We start from the raw sequence: 17,837 nt of genomic DNA, 5'->3' as shown, positions 1-17,837 counted from the left end.
CCGTTTTACTTATGATAGCTTTTCTTTTTATTGAGCATGTTGATGGCGAGTTCGACTTCGCCGTTTTCCATTCCCAATACTTTGGCGATTTGCTTCGCCGAGAAGCCTTGCTTGTACAAGGTTTCCACGCCTTCCGGCGATTTGGCAGGATCCGTGGCTTGGGGCAAGACAATTTCCTCGATCTGGAAGTTCTGTTTTTCTTCCAAAAGCGCAAGCCGCTGCTCGAAATCGCTTTCTTTTACTTTAATATAATCCATCATGTTTTGGAAGAGTTCATCATTCTTTTTTTCTATATTATTTACAAATTCTTCAATACTAATAAGCAATTCTTCACTATTCACATCTGAAACTCGTTCTTTATTCCATTTAATGAAAAACACGACCGCTCCGGCGTTCAATAAAGCCGAAAACACCAGCAGCGCTATCAATAATCCGTTCACATCCATCACCCGAACCTTTTTTAATAATGGTCGTACGTATTGACCGTCGCGGCGTGCAGCCGGAGGATCGCTTTCGAATGCAATTGGGACACGCGCGAAACGCTGACGCTCAGCACTTCCGCAATTTCCGTGAGCTTCAATTCCTCGAAATAGCAGAGCGAAATCACCAACTTCTCTTTTTCCGGCAAACGGTCGACCGCTTGCGCGAGCGCTTCTTTGATAGCTTGGGCCGAGAAGCTCTTCTCCGGCGATGCGGCAATGCCGTTTTCGACGATATTGTATTTGTCTGCAGATTCGTCGTCGTAGATCGTTTCATCAATTGACACGATTGCCGACAGCGCGGCTTCCGAGACGGTTTTATTCAACTCAGCTTTGGTGATGCCAAGAAATGCACTGACTTCTTCATCGGTCACCGAGGCATTGTGCTGCTGTTCGAGTTCGATATAGGCCTTCTCGATCTTTTTCACTTTGTCCCGGATCGACCGCGGCAGCCAGTCGCTCTGGCGCAGCCCGTCGATGACCGCCCCTTTGATGCGCCACGAGGCATAGGTCTCAAATTTCAAGTCTTTGTTCAAGTCGAATTTATCGAAGGCGTCCAGCAATCCCTCATAGGCGAGGCTGCGGATATCGTCCTTGTCGACCGTCTTTGGCAGGCTGATGCTGAAGCGCTGGACAATGAAGTCGACCAGCGGCAAGTATTTCTCCACCAGGAAATTCCCGGCTTCTGAATCGCGATGCGTTTTCCAGTCTTCCCAATAATTCAGTTCGTTTTCCGATATTGTCATCGCCACTATGAGTTCCACCACCTATTTTACAGATTTATTTGAAAAGGATTTTCAGCAAAAAGCCTTTCAATCCCAGTTTGTACGGTACCGGCAGTTCAAGAAAATCGAACGCGAGCTTCTGCATCGCGCGCGCCGCCTGGCTGTTCGGATAAGCAATCGTGAACGGCACCTGCTTTTTCACGGCACTTGGTACACTAGCATCGCTTGGAATAAACCCGAGCATGCCGATTTCTTTGTTGAGGAACTTTCCGGTGACCTGCTGGAAATTGTCCGCGGTCTGCCGGCCTTCCTTGTCGCTTGTGCACTGGTTGACGACCAGTTTCATATGGACGTTCGGATCTTTGCCCTGGACCATCTTGACGACCGAGTAGGCATCGGTGATCGACGTCGGTTCCGGTGTCGTGACCAGAATGACATCGTCAGCCGCCAGGATAAACCGCAGATTTTCGTAGGACAGCCCCGCTCCAGTATCCAAGATGATGTAATCGACATGCCCCTGAAGCTGGCTGAGTTCGGTAAAGAATTTATTCATCTTGTCCTCGTCGAGCCGGAATACTTCATCAAATCCCGTCCCGCCGGAAATGAACTGCAAGCCGTTCGGGCCTTCTTCGATGATGTCCCAAATGGATAGATCTTTGTCGAGCATGGTCGCAATCGTCTCTTCCGGCGAACGGCCGAGGAGGACATCGATGTTCGCAAATCCAAGGTCGACGTCGAAAATCAGCACTTTCTTGCCTTGCGTCACCAGGCTCAGGGCGAAGTTGAGCGCAAAATTGGATTTGCCGACGCCGCCTTTGCCGCTAGTCACCGCGATGACGCGCGTCGGCCGTCGGTCTTTTTTCACTTTTTTTTGCTGCATCTTGTCGCGCAGCGCTTTTGCTTGATCAATCATGGCCGTTTTCCCCTAACACGAAATCTGCAATCAGTTCAGGCGTGGCCGCGAGCAGGTCGTCCGGCACGTTCTGGCCGTTTGCGATAAAGCGCACCGGAATCGAGTAGCGGTAGATCAGGTTCAGCATCGCACCCGCTGAACTGGTTTCATCTTTTTTCGTCAAAATCAGATTATCCATCTTGATGGTCTTGAAGTTGTCGATGATGCGCTTCATGTCCTCGAATTTCGAGGTCAAGCTCAACACCAGGTTGATTTGGACGTTCGATTGGTTCGGCAGCAAGCTTTCGAGGTCATCGATATACTGCTTCTGCTGGTAATTGCGTCCTGCTGTATCCATCAGCACAATGTCGCAGTCCGAAAGTTCCGCCATGGCCTTCAACAAGTCATCGAACGATTCCACGACTTTCACCGGAATGTTCAGGATGCCGGCGTACGTCTTTAATTGCTCGACCGCTGCAATGCGATAGGTGTCGGACGTGATCAGTCCAACCTTCTTGTCTTCGCGCAGCAAGTAATCAGCGGCGATTTTTGCAATCGTCGTCGTTTTGCCGACGCCGGTCGGGCCGATAAAGCAGACGATATCCGGGTTCTGGCCGGACGGCGCCTTCTGGTGAGCGCGGATCATGCGGATGATTTCCAGCCGGGCTGCTTCCCCGATTTCGGCTTCTGTCGCTGAAGGATTTTTATCCAAGACAACCATCATCTTTGCGAGAATTTCCGACTGTACTTCCTTTTTCACGCCTTGTTCATCCAAGCGCCCGCTCAGCGGCTTTAAGACATCCGGCAGCCGGTCTTCTTCAATGACATGCATCATGAACTGCTTGATGCTTTTCAGTTCAGCGATCAAATTGCCGGTTTCATCCGCCGCATCTGCGCGTGCTGCATGTGGCCGAACGGTTTCCGGTTCGGCAAACACCGGAACCGGCCGTTCGTTGGCCGGCTGGCCCTTCACCTTTTCCATGCCTTTTGATTCGATGGCGGCGATCACTTCGAGTTTCTCTTTTTGGAAAAGCCCGAACACGCCGCCCTTTTTGACTTTTTTGGTGCTCAGGATGAGCGCATCCGCGCCCAGGTCCCGTTTAATCTGAGGAATGGCATCCGCTACATTGTCTACGATATATGTTTTCAGTCTCATGATAGATTTACCGCCCCGCTTGAAAGATTGACGACGCCGACGCTCTGGATTTCAACATCCGGCTCCAGTTCGTTATAGGAAAGGACCGGCAAGTCCGGCGCAAACCGTTCGATGAATTGGCGCATATACATGCGCGTGCCGGGCGATGTCAGCAAGATGGGCTGGACGCCGGTTTGCTGCAGCTGCGCCGCTTGTTCCGAGATGTTCTGGAAAATGGCTTGCGACGTTTCGGGGTCGATCGACAAATATGTCCCCTGGTCCGTCCGGTGGATCGATTCCGCAAAGCGCTTCTCGAGGCTCGCTCCTGCGGTCAAGACCTGCAGCGCCTGGGATGGCTGTGCATATTGCAGCGTGATCTGGCGCGACAACGCCTGGCGGACGTATTCCGTCAAGATGTCGGTGTCTTTTGTCTGGGAGGCGAAATCGGCCAAGGTTTCGAGGATCGCCAATAAATTCCGGATCGACACTTTCTCTTTCAGAAGCTTCATCAGCACTTTCTGTACTTCGCCGATCGCCATGAGGTTCGGAATCAATTCCTCGACCACTGCCGGCGAGGTTTCCCTCACATTCTCGACTAGCGCCCGCACTTCCTGGCGGCCGAGCAGTTCATGCGCATGGCGCTTGATCACTTCGGTCAGATGGGTCGAGACGACAGAAGGCGGATCGACGATGGCATAGCCGGACATTTCCGCTTCTTCTTTCATGTCTTCATTGACCCAGAGCGCCGGCATGCCGAACGCCGGCTCGACGGTCGGAATGCCTTCGATGCTTTCGTCGTCGATGCCCGGGCTCATGGCCAAGTAATGGTCAAGCATGATTTGCCCGGAAGCCACGCGGTTGCCTTTGATCTTGATGATGTATTCATTCGGCTGCAGCTGGATGTTGTCACGGATCCGGATGACCGGAACGACGATGCCGAGCTCCATGGCGCATTGCCGGCGGATCATGATGACCCGGTCGAGCAGGTCGCCTCCTTGGTTCTTATCGGCAATCGGGATCAGCCCGTAGCCGAACTCGAATTCGATCGCATCGACATGCAATAGGTCGATGACGCTTTCCGGGCTCTTCATTCCTTCGAGTTCCGGGCTCTTCTCGGACGTTTCCTTTTCCAGCTTTTCTTCTTTTTTCAGGTTCTGCTGCATGGCGTAGCCGCCGTATGCGACAAGCCCTGCGACCGGCAGCACGAGCATCGGGTTGATCGGCGTAAAGACCGCTATCAGCGACAAGGTGCCGGCTACGATATAGAGGAGTTTCGGATAGGCGAACAATTGCTTGGTGATGTCAGTCCCGAGGTTGCCTTCGGATACCGCACGCGTCACCACGATGCCGGCTGCTGTTGAAATGAGCAATGCCGGAATCTGGCTGACCAGTCCGTCGCCGATCGACAGGAGCGTGAACAGCTGGGCTGCTTCGCCGAACGGCAAGCCGTGGACAACGACCCCGATAATCAAGCCGCCGATGATGTTGATCAGCGTGATGATGATGCCGGCGATCGCGTCCCCTTTGACGAATTTGCTGGCACCGTCCATGGCGCCGTAGAAATCCGCTTCCTGGCCGACTTTCTCGCGGCGTTTTTTCGCTTCCTGGTCGGAGATCATCCCCGCTCCAAGATCCGCATCGATGCTCATCTGCTTGCCGGGCATCGAGTCGAGCGTAAACCGCGCAGCAACTTCCGCTACACGTTCCGAACCTTTCGTGATGACGAGGAACTGGATGATGACAAGGATCAGGAACACGAGAATCCCGATGATGGCACTGCCGCCGACCACGAACGAACCGAATGTCTCAATGACTTCCCCGCCCGTCTGATTCGTCAGGATCGACCGCGTCGTGGAGACGTTCAAACCGAGGCGGAACAAGGTGGTAAGCAACAACAGCGTCGGAAAGATGGAGAATTCCAACGCTTCCTTTGTGTTCATCGCGACCAGAATGATCGTCAGCGCGATGCTCAAATTGACCATGATCAAGATATCCAGCAATAGTGGAGGGAGAGGGATGACCATCATGACGATGATCATGATGACCGATATTAAGATGGCGTAATCTTTGATTTTCATGCGTTTTTCTCCTCACTCATTGTCAGCTGATCTTGCCTTTTAACCGGTAGATATATGCGAGAACCTCTGCGACCGCGAGAAACAAGTCTTCAGGAACGGAATCCCCGACTTCGACTTGTGCATAAAGCGCGCGGGCGAGCGGCTTGTTTTCCATAATGACGATATCGAGCTCTTTCGCTTTCTCCTTGATCTTCAACGCCAGGTGATCTTTGCCCATAGCAATGACCTTCGGCGCCTCCATCGTCTCCGCGTCGTACTGGATGGCGATGGCGTAGTGGGTCGGGTTGGTGATCAGGACGTCCGCATTCGGCAGGTCCTGGATCATGCGGTTCATGCTCATCGAACGCTGCCGCTCTTTGATCTTTTGCTTGATCAGCGGATCGCCTTCGGATTTCTTGTATTCGTCCTTGATGTCCTGTTTCGACATCCGGATGTTTTTCTCAAATTCGTATTTCTGGTACATATAATCAAGGATTGCGAGGACCAGCAAAATGATGGATGCGGTGATGCCAAGCTTCAGGACCAGCCCGCCGATAAACGACAACGATTCCGTCAAGCTCTTTTGGGACAATAAAAACAATTCCTCTTTTTCGCCCCATAACACCGTAAAGGCGGCAAAGCCAATAATAGAGATCTTCAACAGCGATTTGGCCAGTTCGACCAGTGCACGGACCGAGAAGATCCGCTTCGCGCCCTGGATCGGGTCTAACCGGTCCAGTTTCATCTTCAAAGGGTCAGTGGTGAACATCGCCCCGACTTGGATGAAATTGCCGAGGATGCCAAAAACGATTGCGGCACCCATCATCGGCGCCATCAGCTTCATGGCGTTCATCGTCATCCCTTCGAACAGCGTCCGGACGTTCTTCTCCGTCCAGTCCCAGGTGATGTATTCGGTGAAATTGATGCGGTAGATCGCGAGCACCTGGTCGAGCATCCAGCTTCCGAGAAAGCTCAGCAGCAGGATGCCGCCGATCATGATCATCGCAGAAGGCAATTCAGCGCTTTTCGCCACTTGCCCTTTTCGCTTTGATTCCTGGCGTTTCTGCGGTGTCGCTTTCTCGGTCTTTTCCCCCGAGAAAAACTGCAGATCAAGGGACAATCGGTTTTTCATATTCATGCCCCTCCCAGCAGCCGGGTCAAGTCGCCCATGCTGACCATGATTTTTTCGAACAGCGACTGCAGGATATAGAAGAAGATCGGCATGGAAAACATCAACAGCACAAAGCCGGTGAAGATTTTCAGCGGGAAGCCGACCGCGAAAATGTTCAGCTGCGGCACTGTCTTTGCCAGGATCCCAAGCGCCACATCGACCAGAAACAGCGCACCGACGATCGGCAGCGCGATCTGCAGCGCAATCAGGAACATATCCGTAAAAAGGTTGGTGACAAATTGGGCGATGTCGCCAAATTCAGCGGCGACTTCGAGCGTGCCCACGGGAAACACCTGCAGGCTCCGCATGAGGCCGTCGAGCATCATGTGATGGCCGTCGACCGTCAACAGAAACAGGAGAGCCAGGATGTACTTGAAATGGCCGATGATCGGCACCTGTGTGCCGGTCTGCGGGTCCATGACCGAAGCGATGGCAAAACCCATCTGGAAATCGATGAACGCCCCGGCAATCTGAACAGTGTAGAGCACGAGCGCGGCCGTGAAGCCGAGCGCGATGCCGACCGCGAATTCCTTGATGACCATCCCGACGTAATATACATCGAGCGGAATCGGCTCGCCCGTCTCCAGGCTCGACCACGCGATGAGTGCGAGGAATGCCGCCAATCCGAGCTTCAGGTGGTTCGGCACGCCCTTCATGGAGAACAGCGGCGCGACGACGAAGAAACTGGTGATGCGGACAAGGACCAGGAGTAAATACGGCAGCGACGCAAGAAATGGTTCCATGCGCTACCCGATAAGCTGCGGCAGCTGCTGGAAGAGGTCACGCGTATAGTCCAGCAGCATCGTCAGCATCCATGGCCCGAAGATGACGATCGACAGGAACACCGCAAGGATCTTCGGTACGAACGCCAGCGTCTGTTCCTGGATCTGTGTCATGGCCTGGAAAATGCTGACGATCAGCCCGACGCCGAGGGCGATCAAGAGGATCGGCGCGGAAATGATGATGATCATGTATATCGATTGTTCCGCCAGTTTTATCACTACGTCTGGTGTCATCTTGTTCTTCCTTTCGGTGAGGGGATGGATCTTGTTTTGATGATAATAAATGAAGGGTGAAGATGAAGAACTCGCTGCAGGCGGACGCTTTCCGCGGGCTCGCGCCAAGCCGCTTCGTCGCTGCGCGACTCCAGGGTCTCGACTGCTTCGCTTTCCCGCAGGAGTCGCCGCCTTCCGCTCTTTCTTCTACTTGAATATGAATGATAATAGCGCAAGGTTATTCATATGTTGCTGAATTTTAATAAGAATAAATCCTAATTGTTTAATTCTTAATTTAGGATATGGAGCAAAACAGCAGAGACGCCTGCGGGAGCAGCGTAGCGACGAAGCGGCGAGATCCACTCAGGCGTATAGCCAAGACTAGACCGACCCCTGTGAAGGCTGGTCTTTGCGACGAAGTTAGCGCAGCGATGCAGGAGCACCTGTTTTTAGTTAGCTCGACACAAGCGCAGCTGTTTTGCGGAATATCCGGTAAACTTCAACTAGTTTTAGAGAAGCTAAAAACTCACAAGCAGCGATTCGACGATCAGGTACCAGCCGTCGACGAGGACGAAGAGCAGGATCTTGAACGGCAGTGAGATCATGACCGGCGGGAGCATCATCATCCCCATCGCCATCAGCGTACTGGCGACGACCATGTCGATGATCAGGAACGGGATGAAGATGACGAAGCCGATCTGGAACGCGGTCTTCAGTTCGCTGATGGCGAATGCCGGAATGAGCGACATGAGCGGAATTTCTTCGATGCTGTCAGGCTTTTCGAGTTCCTGGTATTTGAAGAACAAGGCCAGGTCTTTCTCCCGGGTGTGTTCCGCCATGAAGCGCTTGATTGGCACAACGGCCGTGTCCATCGCTTCTTCCTGTGTGGCTTCCCCTGCGAGATACGGCTGGAGCGCGGTCTCGTTGATCTCGGTGAACACTGGCGCCATGATGAAGAACGTCAGGAACAAGGCGAGGCCCACGAGCACTTGGTTCGGCGGCATCGACTGGGTGCCGAGCCCGGTGCGGACGAATGACAGGACGATGACGATTCGCGTGAAGCTGGTCATCAGGATGAGCAGGGCCGGTGCAATCGACAGGATGGTCAAGAGCGCCAAAAGCTGCAGCGTCACCCCGACATCTTCCGGGTTGTCATTGCCGAAATCGATGCCCGGAATATTTACGAGTAGGAGCAAATCTGCCGTCATTTCGAATTCCCTTCCTTGCCGTCCGTCTTCAGCAGGCTGCGTTTGATTTCTTCCTGCTTTTGTTTCTGTTTGTTCAAGCTTTGCGCAAACAATTGCTCAAAGCCCTGGCCTGAGCCCTTTTTCCAGTTCGGCAGTTTCAACGCCGGTTTTTGGAACATCGTTTGCGGCTTCTCGAGGTCCTTTTCGATCGCGCCGATTTCATCTGCATCATCGAATTCCTTGAGGAGCGTGATGTCGTCGCCGACGCCGACCAGCAAGACTTTGCCGCCGACTTTTACGAGCTGCAGGGATTTATTATTCCCGAGCGGTGTGCCGCCCAGAGGCTTGACCGCTTGGTTCGGCTGGAACTTCTGCTGGCGCAGCGCCAGAAACTTGATGAGCCCGTAAATCATGGCGAGGATCAAAAGCGTATAGAATACGAGTTTTGCGATGATGCCGAAGAGGCTCTGCTCTTCCGGCGCTTCTTCGCTTTCGGCCGGCTGTTCTTTATCCGGCGCCTTGTCGCCGACCCAGTCGGCGACATTCGGTTCTGCAAATGCTGCATCAGGCACCGAAACGGCAAAACCGATGGCGAAAATGAAAATCATGAGGATGGATAGCGAATTTATTCTGCTCAATCTCGGTGTACTCCTTCTGTCCGGCATTACCGCAGTTTCGAGATGCGGTCGGCTGTGCTGAGGATGTCCGTGACACGGACGCCGAAGTTTTCGTCGATGACGACCACTTCTCCGACTGCGATGACTTTATTGTTGATAAGGATGTCAACGGGCTCCCCCGCCAGTTTGTCGAGCTCGATGATTGAGCCGTGCGACACGTTCAAGATTTCCTTGACCATCCGCTTGGTGCGGCCGAGCTCCACTGTCACTTGCAGCGGGATATCCAGCAGCATGTTCAGGTTGTTCGGTTCGCCCTGCACGGACGATGTGTCGTCAAAGCTCGAGAACTGGACCGACTGGATGTTCGGCGACTCATTCTTTTTCGGTTCAGTTGTGGTTTGGTTGTTCGTTTGGAATTCCATAGTTTGTGTCTCCTCCGCGTAATCAGGTTCTTCGATCAGAACCCCTGCCATTTGCTTCGCCAACCCGACCGGGATGCCCAGTTCGAAGCTGGCTGGTTTTGAATTGTCCACTTTCACATGGAAGGCAGCTTCTAAAAACCACTCTTCGCTGGTGAATTTGGCAATCGGAAAATCCTGCTGTTTGTCGACAACGTCCATTCCCGAAAGCGAATAGGCTACGTCCTGCTCCAGCACCATCGCCATCGATTTTGATACGGATGTGAACATCCCTTCGACCACTTGCTGCAGCACCTGGAATTGCTTCTCCATGTCTTCTGCATCGCTGCCGGGCTGGATCGACTGCACCAGCCGCTGGACATCTTCTTTTTGAATCGAGAGAATCTGGATGCCGCTCACATCGCCGGTGTATTCGCCAAGGACGACGAAAAACGGCGAGTCGCCAGCAGACAGAAGGTCTTCCCGCTGTTTGACCGCGAGGACCGGCGGCGAGATGGCGATCCCTTTGCCGAGCAATTCGGAAAGGACTTTGGACGAGCCGCCGAGCGATACGGCCAATAGTTCCATCAACGCTTCTCTTTCGGTTGGCAATAAAGAATTTGCGGGCATCGGGTTCCCCTCCGTTTTCTTCCGGCCAAGAAGGCCGCTGATTTCATCAGGGGACAATTTGTCTAAGTTCATCTTATTCTTCCCCTTCTGACTGGATATCGGTGATCTGGATGGCAGTACGGCCTCTGGAGACGCCGGGCTGTGCAAAGAATTTCTGTTTTTCGTCGACGAGGACCGTCACCGGGTCGGTGTACGATTCGTCCAGGCGGATCACATCACCCGGCTTCAAGTTCAAAAAGTCGCTGATGTCGATGGAGGATTTTCCGAGAACTGCCCTCACGTCGAGCTTTGTGCTTTGCACTTTCAGTTCGAGTGCGACCGCTTCGTGGCTTTCGATCTCTTTTTTCTGATTGGCCAGCCAATGGCGCGCCGACAGTTTCGGCAGGACCTGTTCGAGGACAACGTGCGGCAGGCAAATATTGATCATGCCTTCGACGTCGCCGATCTTCGTCTGCAGAGATACCAGAATGACGGTTTCATTCGGCGCAGAGGTGGTGAGGAACTGGGGGTTCACTTCCACTTCCTTCAGCTCCGGCGACAGCTTGATGACTGAGGCCCAGGCTTCTTGGAAACTGCTGAGCGCGTTGATGAAGACGCGTTCGATGACGCTCATCTCGATCTCGGTCAAATCATTCATCGCCGGTTTGCTCATGCCTTGTCCGCCGAGCATCCGGTCGAGCATGATATAGGTGACGTCCGGCGAAAATTCCATCAGGAGGCTCCCGGTGAGAGGAGGGGCTTTGATGACGCCCAGGATGGATTTTTTCTGTACGTTGCGGACAAATTCTTCATACGTGAACTGCTCGACCGACGCGACCGAAATCTGCACGTATGTCCGGAGGAGCGTCGACAGATAAGAAGTCAACAGGCGCGCGTAGTTTTCATGGATGCGCGTTAGCGTCCGGATCTGGTCCTGCGAGAAGCGCAGCGCTTTTTTGAAATCGTAGGTCTGCACTCTCCGTTCCCGCATCACTGGCGCCGCTGCCGGCGCATTTTGCTGAAGCGTTGAAAGAATCGCTTCGAGATTTTCATCGGTCAATTGATTTTCCATCGGGGTCCCTCCTTTCATTCAGCCCAGTTCGGGTGCTGCAGGCTCGGCAGTATGTTGATCTTCTGATAATAGGCGGTGATCTTGTCGGCGACTTCGTCGACCGGTTCAAGTACGTGCACTTTCTTGCCGGACATCAGTGTCACCATCGTATCGGGCGTTGATTCGATCCGTTCGATATAGATGGCGTTCAAAGTGAACGGCGTCTGGTTCAATCTTGTCAGTTGAATCATGTAAACAGCTGAAAACGCGCTAGGCGCTTTCAGCCTGTCCCTCCCTTATCGTTTCAAGTTGACGACTTCCTGCAAGATTTCATCCGAAGTTGTGATGGTCCGTGAGTTCGCCTGGAAGCCGCGCTGCGCGACAATCATTTCCGTGAATTCTTCCGTCAAGTCGACGTTCGACATTTCGAGCATGCCGGCGGAGATCATGGACGTGGCAGCTGCAGCAGTAGAAGGATTTGTTGTACCACCCGCCGCTGCGGTCATTTCGTACAAAGAACCTCCAAATTTCCGGAGACCCGTTGGGTTTGGTGGATTAGATATTCCAATTAGCCCATCAGTCAATTTAGTTTCCGCCCCGCCACCTTTAGGAGTGACCCAAACCTGACCATCTCGCGTTATATTAAAAGAATCATATAATGCAGGATCGATTTTGATAGGATTCCCGGTGCTGCTTAAAACGCTATATCCTTGAGTGGTTACTAAGTCTCCTTGAGCATCAACCACAAAGTTGCCTGCTCGGGTTAAATAGCGACCTGCAGCGCCAGTAGCATTTGGATCTTGTACCACAAAGAACCCGTCCCCCATGATCGCCAAATCCGTTCCGACACCCGTCGTCATCGCTGACCCTGGTGTATGGATCACATTGACGGCCGAAGTCTGCACGCCGAGTCCGACTTGCATCGGATTCACGCCGCTCCCTGACATGTTCTGGCTGAGCAGGTCCTGGAAGTTGATGGTGCTTTTCTTGAAGCCGATTGTGTTGACGTTGGCGATATTGTTCCCGATGACGTCGAGTTTGGTCTGGAAGCCTTTCATGCCTGAAACACCTGAATACATTGAACGTAACATTTGATTTTCCCCTTTCGTGTACCGGCCTGATCCTTTGGATCAGACGGTCTGTAGTCCGTTGGTTTCACCTGTATATTTTTCGATGCGTTGAATCGTATTGATTGGAAGTTTAGCGCCGTCTTCGAGCTCGACGATGATTTCGCCGTTCTTCATGGCGATCGCTTTGACGAGGCCTTCGCCGGATTCGGCAGTTTCCCCTTCGCCGCGTTCCCAGAAGATTTTATTGCCGATCAGGTTCGCGTGGTCGGCAAGCGACCCTGTCCCTTTCCCGCCGACGAATGCGGTCATCGTCGTGTTCAGGTTGGTCAATTGTTCGAGCGAGCTGAACTGCGCCATCTGCCCGATGAACTCAGTGTCTTTCAGCGGTTCGAGCGGGTTCTGGTTTTTCATCTGGGTGACGAGGATTTTGAGGAACGCGTCTTTGCCGAGCGTGCTTTCCGCACCGGTTTTTGCCGTCTGTGCGGTCTGCATGAGGGCTGCGTTGGAATTGCTGACGTTCATCGGAACATTCCTTCCCTGGTTAAATTGTATAATCGACCGACATCACCGTGCCGGCTGAAGGGGCTGGGCGAACGAATGCCGCCGTTTCCTCTTGGAGCCGCTGGTAGCCGTTTTTGGCAGGTGCCTGTTGCTTCTGTTGCTGCTGTGCGAAGCGTTGCTCGCTTTGCTGATTGAAATTCGTTCCCGTTCCTTGCTGGCTGATTTCGATCCGGTCCACGGTGATGCCTTGCTGGACCAGCGAGTTTCTGAGCTGGTAGACCTGCAGATCGAGCGCTTCCTTCGCCACCAGGTTGCTGGTGAAAATCTGCGCGGCCATCTTGCCGTCGACCGTACTCAGGCGGATTTCGAGATGCCCGAGGTGTTCCGGGAAGATGCTGACTTTGATTTGGGCATTCTCACCGCTGCCGGTGAGCTTTATGGTGTTTTTCATAATGCCGGAAAGGTCATCCGCCAAGTTCGTCATGCGAACTGTCGGAGCCGGAGCTTCCGTGCGTGCAGATGGCTGGATAGCTTTCGGTGCCTCCAGCGGGGCAGCCGGCGTTTCCGCTTGAACTACTTCCACCCGGACCGCCGGCGCTTCCGATGTCTGCAGCTCGGCTTGCTCTGTCTGCATGCGTAAGTGGTTCACCGGTGGACTTTCCATCTTCGAAACCGGCAAAGCGGATTCAAGTGCAGCGGCAATCCCTGCCGCCGTTTTCAGCCCATCGCCGGCTTCACCGAGGATTTTTGCCGCAGCTGCATGCCCTTCTTGCGCATGCCCTTTTTCAAGGTCAGCTACGACTTCTTGAAGGATTTTTATGGATTCATTAACTTTTTTTGGCTCATTTAAAATATATTCCTTTTCGACCCCCATAAAAATAGGGACAACGGCGAATTCTTTGTTAGTGTTTGATTGCAGATCTTGCACTTTCTGAGCAATCTGGTGCATCAATTCCACCATTTTCTGCTGGAGCTGCATATTCACAGCTTGATTCTCAGTTGCCGGGCCGTTTTGAGCCGGACTTCCTGTTTCAGGTTTTACATAATCGGGGTTTTGCCCCGCCATTCCAATTTTCTGCTGGGCAGTTTGAAGCGTCAGCAACTCAATCATGGCAGCGAGCAATTCCTGCTGTTCTGGCGGCAGTTCCTCAAGGGGAATCGCGCCCAGTGATTCGAGTGCTTCTTCAAGTTTCGCCAGCAATTCGGCTGGTGCTGCAAGTTCTTGTGCGTTTTCTTCATTGCTTACTGAAGAAAGCAGCTTCGAGAAAGCACCGGTCTCAGGCGGGGTTTCGGTTTTCACTTTGGCGGTTGGGCCAACGTGCTTTACCGCAGCCGATCCTGTCGTTTTCAATGCATCGATCGGACTCACCCTCTTTCTGCGATGGCGGCTTGGCTCGTACGGTAGAACCGGGTGCTCGCCAATTCGTCAAAAAAGTTCTGTTCCGTCGTTTTCGCCTGTTCGACAAACTGCGAATGCTTCTGCTGCTTCAGGTTGTCCCATGTCTTTTCTTCCTGGGCTTTGCGCTGCAGCTGGTTCTGCGTGCGGGCAACATTGCTCTGCAGGAGCTCGAGTTCGCGGTTTGAAGCCAGCAATTGCTCCTGGAGCTGCTGGATGTAATTGACGAGCATGCGGAGTTCGGAGATGTTGACTCCGTCTTCCTGCTTCGCTTTTACCAGGTGTTCGGCGTCGATGATCTTTTTATAGATCGCCTCATTCCGCAGGTAGCCCGCTTCCTGCTGTTTGATGGCATCCGCCATTTGGATTTGTGCAAAGCCTTTTTCGTTTTCTTTTAGATCGAGTATTTTCTGGAACCGGAAATTGAATTGTGTCATGTTCTACACTCCCCCAAATTGTGCGGATAGCCGGTCGACGCTTTCTTCCAGCTTGGTTTTTTCGTATATATCCTGCTGCAGGTATTCCTTGATCAGCGGATAGGAACGGATGGCGTCGTCTATCTCTTTGTTCGCGCCGCTTTTATAAGCGCCGATATTGATCAAATCTTCCGAGGCGTCATACGCTGACAGCAGCCGTTTGAATTCGACCGATGCCTTATGGTGTTCTTCCGAGACGACGTCGTGCATAACGCGGCTGACGCTCGACATGATGTTGATCGCCGGGAACTGCCCTTTTTGCGCAATCTTACGATCGAGGACGATGTGGCCGTCGAGAATTCCGCGCACCGCATCGGCGATCGGCTCGTTCATGTCGTCGCCGTCGACGAGCACCGTGTAAAATGCGGTGATCGAGCCTTTATTCGAGGTACCGGAGCGCTCGAGCAATTTCGGCAGGAGCGCGAATACGCTCGGCGTGTAGCCTTTGCTCGTCGGCGGCTCGCCGACAGCGAGCCCGACTTCGCGCTGCGCCATTGCGAACCGCGTGACCGAGTCCATCATGAGCATGACGTTCTTGCCCTGGTCGCGGAAATACTCCGCGATCGCGGTTGCAGTCAACGCGCCTTTGATGCGCTGGAGCGGCGTCTGGTCGGATGTCGCTGCGATGACAACGGATTTCTTCAAGCCTTCGGGCCCGAGGTCGCGTTCAATAAAATCTCGCACTTCCCGCCCCCGCTCGCCGATGAGCGCGATGACGTTGATATCGGCTTCGGTGTTGCGGGCAATCATACCGAGCAGCGTGCTTTTCCCGACGCCGCTTCCGGCGAATACGCCGATTCGCTGCCCTTGTCCGACGGTCAATAAACCATCGATCGCCCTTACGCCCACTTCAAGCGGACGCATGATGCGCGGCCGTTTCAACGGATTCGGCGGCATGTTGTTCGTCGAGTATTTCGTGAGGCCTGACGGCAATGTGCTTTCATCAAGCGGCTTGCCCGTGCCGTCCAGTATTTTTCCGAGAATCGACGGGCCGACTTTAATCTGCAGCGGCACGCCGGTCGCAACGACCAGACATCCGGGACCGACTTGCGACAGGTCCTGCAGCGGCATCAGGAGGATCTTGTTCTCCTTGAAGCCGACCACTTCCGCTTCGATCGGGCGTTCGTAATGGTTCGGATATAAGAGGCAAAGTTCGCCGATTTTGGCATACGGCCCTTTCGACTCAATTGTCAGGCCGATCACCTGGATCACTTTGCCGTGCTTTTTCACCGGTTCCATTTCCCGTATCAATTCCAGGTATTCATCAGTTTGAAGGTTCATGGATGGTCTTCTCCTCGCAATGGGCAAGCATCTGGCGTTTGATTTCTTCCAGCTGGCTGTCGACGGTGACGTCATATGAGCCGCTCGCCGTATGGATCATGCACCCGCCTTTTGCCAGGTTCATGACAGGCACCAATTTCAATTCTGAATCTGCCCGGATGTATGTTTTCAGTTCATCAAGGAATGGCAGGATGATCGGGTAGTCTTCAAGCGACACCTGCATGACCACGTCTTCCGCTTCCTCGACGCGCTTCAATGCGCGCTGGACGATGTTCAAAAGCTGGTCGTCGTGCTGCTTTAATTCCTTTTTCAATACTTTCTCAGCAATTCGGACGCTTAAGGCCAATAGGAAGGGTTCTGCGTCCTGGATGATTTTCGTTTTTTCTTCGTAAGCCGTTTCGATCAATCGCTGCATGTCTTCGCGGGCCTGCCGGAATTCTTCTTCCGCCTGCTTTTGGCCTTGGTCGAATCCGGCGGAATAGCCGAGTTCGGAAGCTTGCTTGTAGATGTGTTCCGCTTCCGCTTTCGCTTCTTCCCGCTCCGATTCGCGCCAGGCTTCGATCGCTTCGCGCGCCGATTGTTCTTCGGCCTTTAAAGCCGATACCAGTTCTTCACGCTGCGCCTGCAATGAATTGATTTCCTGCAGAAGTGACTGCTTTAGCTGGATCGGATCGATTTCAACGGTTTCGGTGTGCTTGCTTTTATTTTCAATCTTGCGCGTGCCGATGATTTTCTTCTCGAACGTGGCGGTGTCTTGGAAACGAATGATATTAGACAATCATTTCCTCCCCTTCACCGCGCGCAACTGTGATTTCGCCTTTTTCTTCGAGGCTGCGGACTAACGCAACAATGTTCGTCTGTGCGGTTTCGACGTCCTTCAGCTTGACAGGGCCCATCGATTCGATCTCTTCTTTGATGGCGTCCGCCCGGCGCGTCGAGATGTTGCGGTAGATGCCTTCTTTGACGTCTTCGTTCGCGACTTTCAAAGCGTAGATCAGATCGCCGTCCTGCACTTCGCGGATGATGCGCTGAATCGTGCGGGCATCCAAGAGGACGATGTCTTCAAAGACAAACATGCGCTTCTTGATTTCTTCGACGAGGTCCGGAGATTCGATTTCGAGTTCCGCGAGAATCGACTTCTCGGTGCCGCGGTCGACTTTGCTGAGCACTTTGACAATGGCTTCGACGCCGCCGGTCGCTGTGTAATCCGACGAGCCGGTTGCTGATAATTTGCGCTCCAGTATCTGTTCCACTTGGTGGATGACTTCCGGCGATGTGCTTTCCATCAAGGCAATGCGGCGCGCAACTTCCGCCTGCTTCGCCGGAGCGAGCTGCGAAATGATCTGCGACGCCTGTTTCGGATCCAAGTACGACAGCACGAGTGCGATGGTCTGTGCATGTTCATGCTGCAAGACAGCAAGGATCTGGTTCGGATCCGCTTTTCGTGCGAAGCTGAACGGCTTCACTTCCAATCGGCTCGTTAAACGGCCGATCGTCTCGAGCGCGCGGTCCTTGCCTAGTGCTTTTTCCAATATATCTTTCGCATAATCCAGCCCGCCTTCATTCATGAAGTCCTGCCCGAGGATCATGCCGTAAAATTCATTCATCACTTGTTCGGTCTGGCTGTTCTTCAATTGGCGCACGTTCGAAATCTCGAGCGTCAATTGGTCGATTTCAGGTTCACTCAGCTGCTTGAAGATCTCGACCGACACTTCCGGTCCGAGCCCTACTAGCAGCACGGCGACTTTCTGAATGCCGGTCAACCCTTTCATGCGTTGTTTAGACATGAGCCACTCT

20 protein-coding genes are annotated in these 17,837 nt (G+C 53.2%); all 20 read right to left on the bottom strand.

The window, feature by feature from the left end:
- Window positions 1–5: 5 nt before the first annotated feature.
- Window positions 6–446, bottom strand: a complete 441-nt coding sequence (locus ACFSDB_RS04055; RefSeq protein ID WP_204890863.1) for a DUF6115 domain-containing protein — start codon at window positions 444–446, stop codon at window positions 6–8.
- Between the two features lie 14 nt (window positions 447–460).
- On the bottom strand, window positions 461–1,225 hold the full coding sequence (locus ACFSDB_RS04050; RefSeq protein WP_377339589.1) for a FliA/WhiG family RNA polymerase sigma factor: 765 nt from the start codon (window positions 1,223–1,225) through the stop codon (window positions 461–463).
- A gap of 34 nt (window positions 1,226–1,259) precedes the next feature.
- Window positions 1,260–2,117, bottom strand: coding sequence for a MinD/ParA family protein (locus tag ACFSDB_RS04045; protein ID WP_204890864.1), 858 nt, complete (start codon window positions 2,115–2,117; stop codon window positions 1,260–1,262).
- Window positions 2,110–3,252 (bottom strand): flagellar biosynthesis protein FlhF, encoded by a 1,143-nt coding sequence (flhF, locus tag ACFSDB_RS04040; RefSeq protein ID WP_204890865.1) that lies wholly within the window; start codon window positions 3,250–3,252, stop codon window positions 2,110–2,112. The genes ACFSDB_RS04045 and flhF overlap by 8 nt, the downstream gene beginning before the upstream one ends.
- Window positions 3,249–5,309: a flagellar biosynthesis protein FlhA gene (gene flhA / locus ACFSDB_RS04035; protein WP_204890866.1), complete on the bottom strand. Its 2,061-nt coding sequence runs from the start codon at window positions 5,307–5,309 to the stop codon at window positions 3,249–3,251. Before flhA ends, flhF begins: the two co-directional genes overlap by 4 nt.
- Window positions 5,310–5,331: 22 nt before the next feature.
- On the bottom strand, window positions 5,332–6,420 hold the full coding sequence (gene flhB, locus ACFSDB_RS04030) for a flagellar biosynthesis protein FlhB (RefSeq protein ID WP_204890867.1): 1,089 nt from the start codon (window positions 6,418–6,420) through the stop codon (window positions 5,332–5,334).
- A 2-nt stretch (window positions 6,421–6,422) separates the two neighbouring features.
- On the bottom strand, window positions 6,423–7,202 hold the full coding sequence (fliR, locus tag ACFSDB_RS04025; RefSeq protein ID WP_204890868.1) for a flagellar biosynthetic protein FliR: 780 nt from the start codon (window positions 7,200–7,202) through the stop codon (window positions 6,423–6,425).
- A 3-nt stretch (window positions 7,203–7,205) separates the two neighbouring features.
- A complete protein-coding gene (fliQ, locus tag ACFSDB_RS04020; RefSeq protein ID WP_204890869.1) occupies window positions 7,206–7,475 on the bottom strand; it encodes a flagellar biosynthesis protein FliQ in 270 nt (89 codons plus the stop codon).
- A gap of 497 nt (window positions 7,476–7,972) precedes the next feature.
- Complete coding sequence (gene fliP / locus ACFSDB_RS04015) at window positions 7,973–8,662, bottom strand: flagellar type III secretion system pore protein FliP (RefSeq protein ID WP_204890870.1); 690 nt, start codon at window positions 8,660–8,662, stop codon at window positions 7,973–7,975.
- Window positions 8,659–9,279: a flagellar biosynthetic protein FliO gene (locus tag ACFSDB_RS04010; protein WP_377339199.1), complete on the bottom strand. Its 621-nt coding sequence runs from the start codon at window positions 9,277–9,279 to the stop codon at window positions 8,659–8,661. The genes fliP and ACFSDB_RS04010 overlap by 4 nt, the downstream gene beginning before the upstream one ends.
- A gap of 26 nt (window positions 9,280–9,305) precedes the next feature.
- Window positions 9,306–10,358, bottom strand: coding sequence for a flagellar motor switch protein FliN (gene fliN / locus ACFSDB_RS04005; protein ID WP_204890871.1), 1,053 nt, complete (start codon window positions 10,356–10,358; stop codon window positions 9,306–9,308).
- A gap of 1 nt (window position 10,359) precedes the next feature.
- Window positions 10,360–11,337, bottom strand: coding sequence for a flagellar motor switch protein FliM (gene fliM / locus ACFSDB_RS04000; protein WP_204890872.1), 978 nt, complete (start codon window positions 11,335–11,337; stop codon window positions 10,360–10,362).
- Window positions 11,338–11,351: 14 nt separating this feature from the next.
- Window positions 11,352–11,567 (bottom strand): flagellar FlbD family protein, encoded by a 216-nt coding sequence (locus ACFSDB_RS03995; RefSeq protein ID WP_204890873.1) that lies wholly within the window; start codon window positions 11,565–11,567, stop codon window positions 11,352–11,354.
- Between the two features lie 45 nt (window positions 11,568–11,612).
- Entirely contained in the window at window positions 11,613–12,407 is a 795-nt protein-coding gene (gene flgF / locus ACFSDB_RS03990) for a flagellar basal-body rod protein FlgF (protein WP_204890874.1), read from the bottom strand.
- Window positions 12,408–12,446: 39 nt separating this feature from the next.
- Window positions 12,447–12,908: a flagellar hook assembly protein FlgD gene (gene flgD / locus ACFSDB_RS03985; protein WP_204890875.1), complete on the bottom strand. Its 462-nt coding sequence runs from the start codon at window positions 12,906–12,908 to the stop codon at window positions 12,447–12,449.
- Between the two features lie 19 nt (window positions 12,909–12,927).
- On the bottom strand, window positions 12,928–14,256 hold the full coding sequence (locus ACFSDB_RS03980) for a flagellar hook-length control protein FliK (protein ID WP_204890876.1): 1,329 nt from the start codon (window positions 14,254–14,256) through the stop codon (window positions 12,928–12,930).
- Window positions 14,253–14,720, bottom strand: a complete 468-nt coding sequence (gene fliJ / locus ACFSDB_RS03975) for a flagellar export protein FliJ (protein ID WP_204890877.1) — start codon at window positions 14,718–14,720, stop codon at window positions 14,253–14,255. The genes ACFSDB_RS03980 and fliJ overlap by 4 nt, the downstream gene beginning before the upstream one ends.
- Window positions 14,721–14,723: 3 nt before the next feature.
- Complete coding sequence (gene fliI, locus ACFSDB_RS03970; protein ID WP_204890878.1) at window positions 14,724–16,040, bottom strand: flagellar protein export ATPase FliI; 1,317 nt, start codon at window positions 16,038–16,040, stop codon at window positions 14,724–14,726.
- Window positions 16,024–16,818: a FliH/SctL family protein gene (locus tag ACFSDB_RS03965; RefSeq protein ID WP_204890879.1), complete on the bottom strand. Its 795-nt coding sequence runs from the start codon at window positions 16,816–16,818 to the stop codon at window positions 16,024–16,026. The genes fliI and ACFSDB_RS03965 overlap by 17 nt, the downstream gene beginning before the upstream one ends.
- A complete protein-coding gene (gene fliG, locus ACFSDB_RS03960) occupies window positions 16,811–17,827 on the bottom strand; it encodes a flagellar motor switch protein FliG (protein WP_204890880.1) in 1,017 nt (338 codons plus the stop codon). Before fliG ends, ACFSDB_RS03965 begins: the two co-directional genes overlap by 8 nt.
- Between the last annotated feature and the right edge of the window lie 10 nt (window positions 17,828–17,837).

Source organism: Planococcus chinensis, assembly GCF_042681545.1.
GTDB classification, from domain to species: Bacteria; Bacillota; Bacilli; order Bacillales_A; family Planococcaceae; genus Planococcus; species Planococcus chinensis.
Note: the sequence above shows the minus strand (reverse complement) of the source record. Positions and strands in the feature narration are given on the sequence as shown.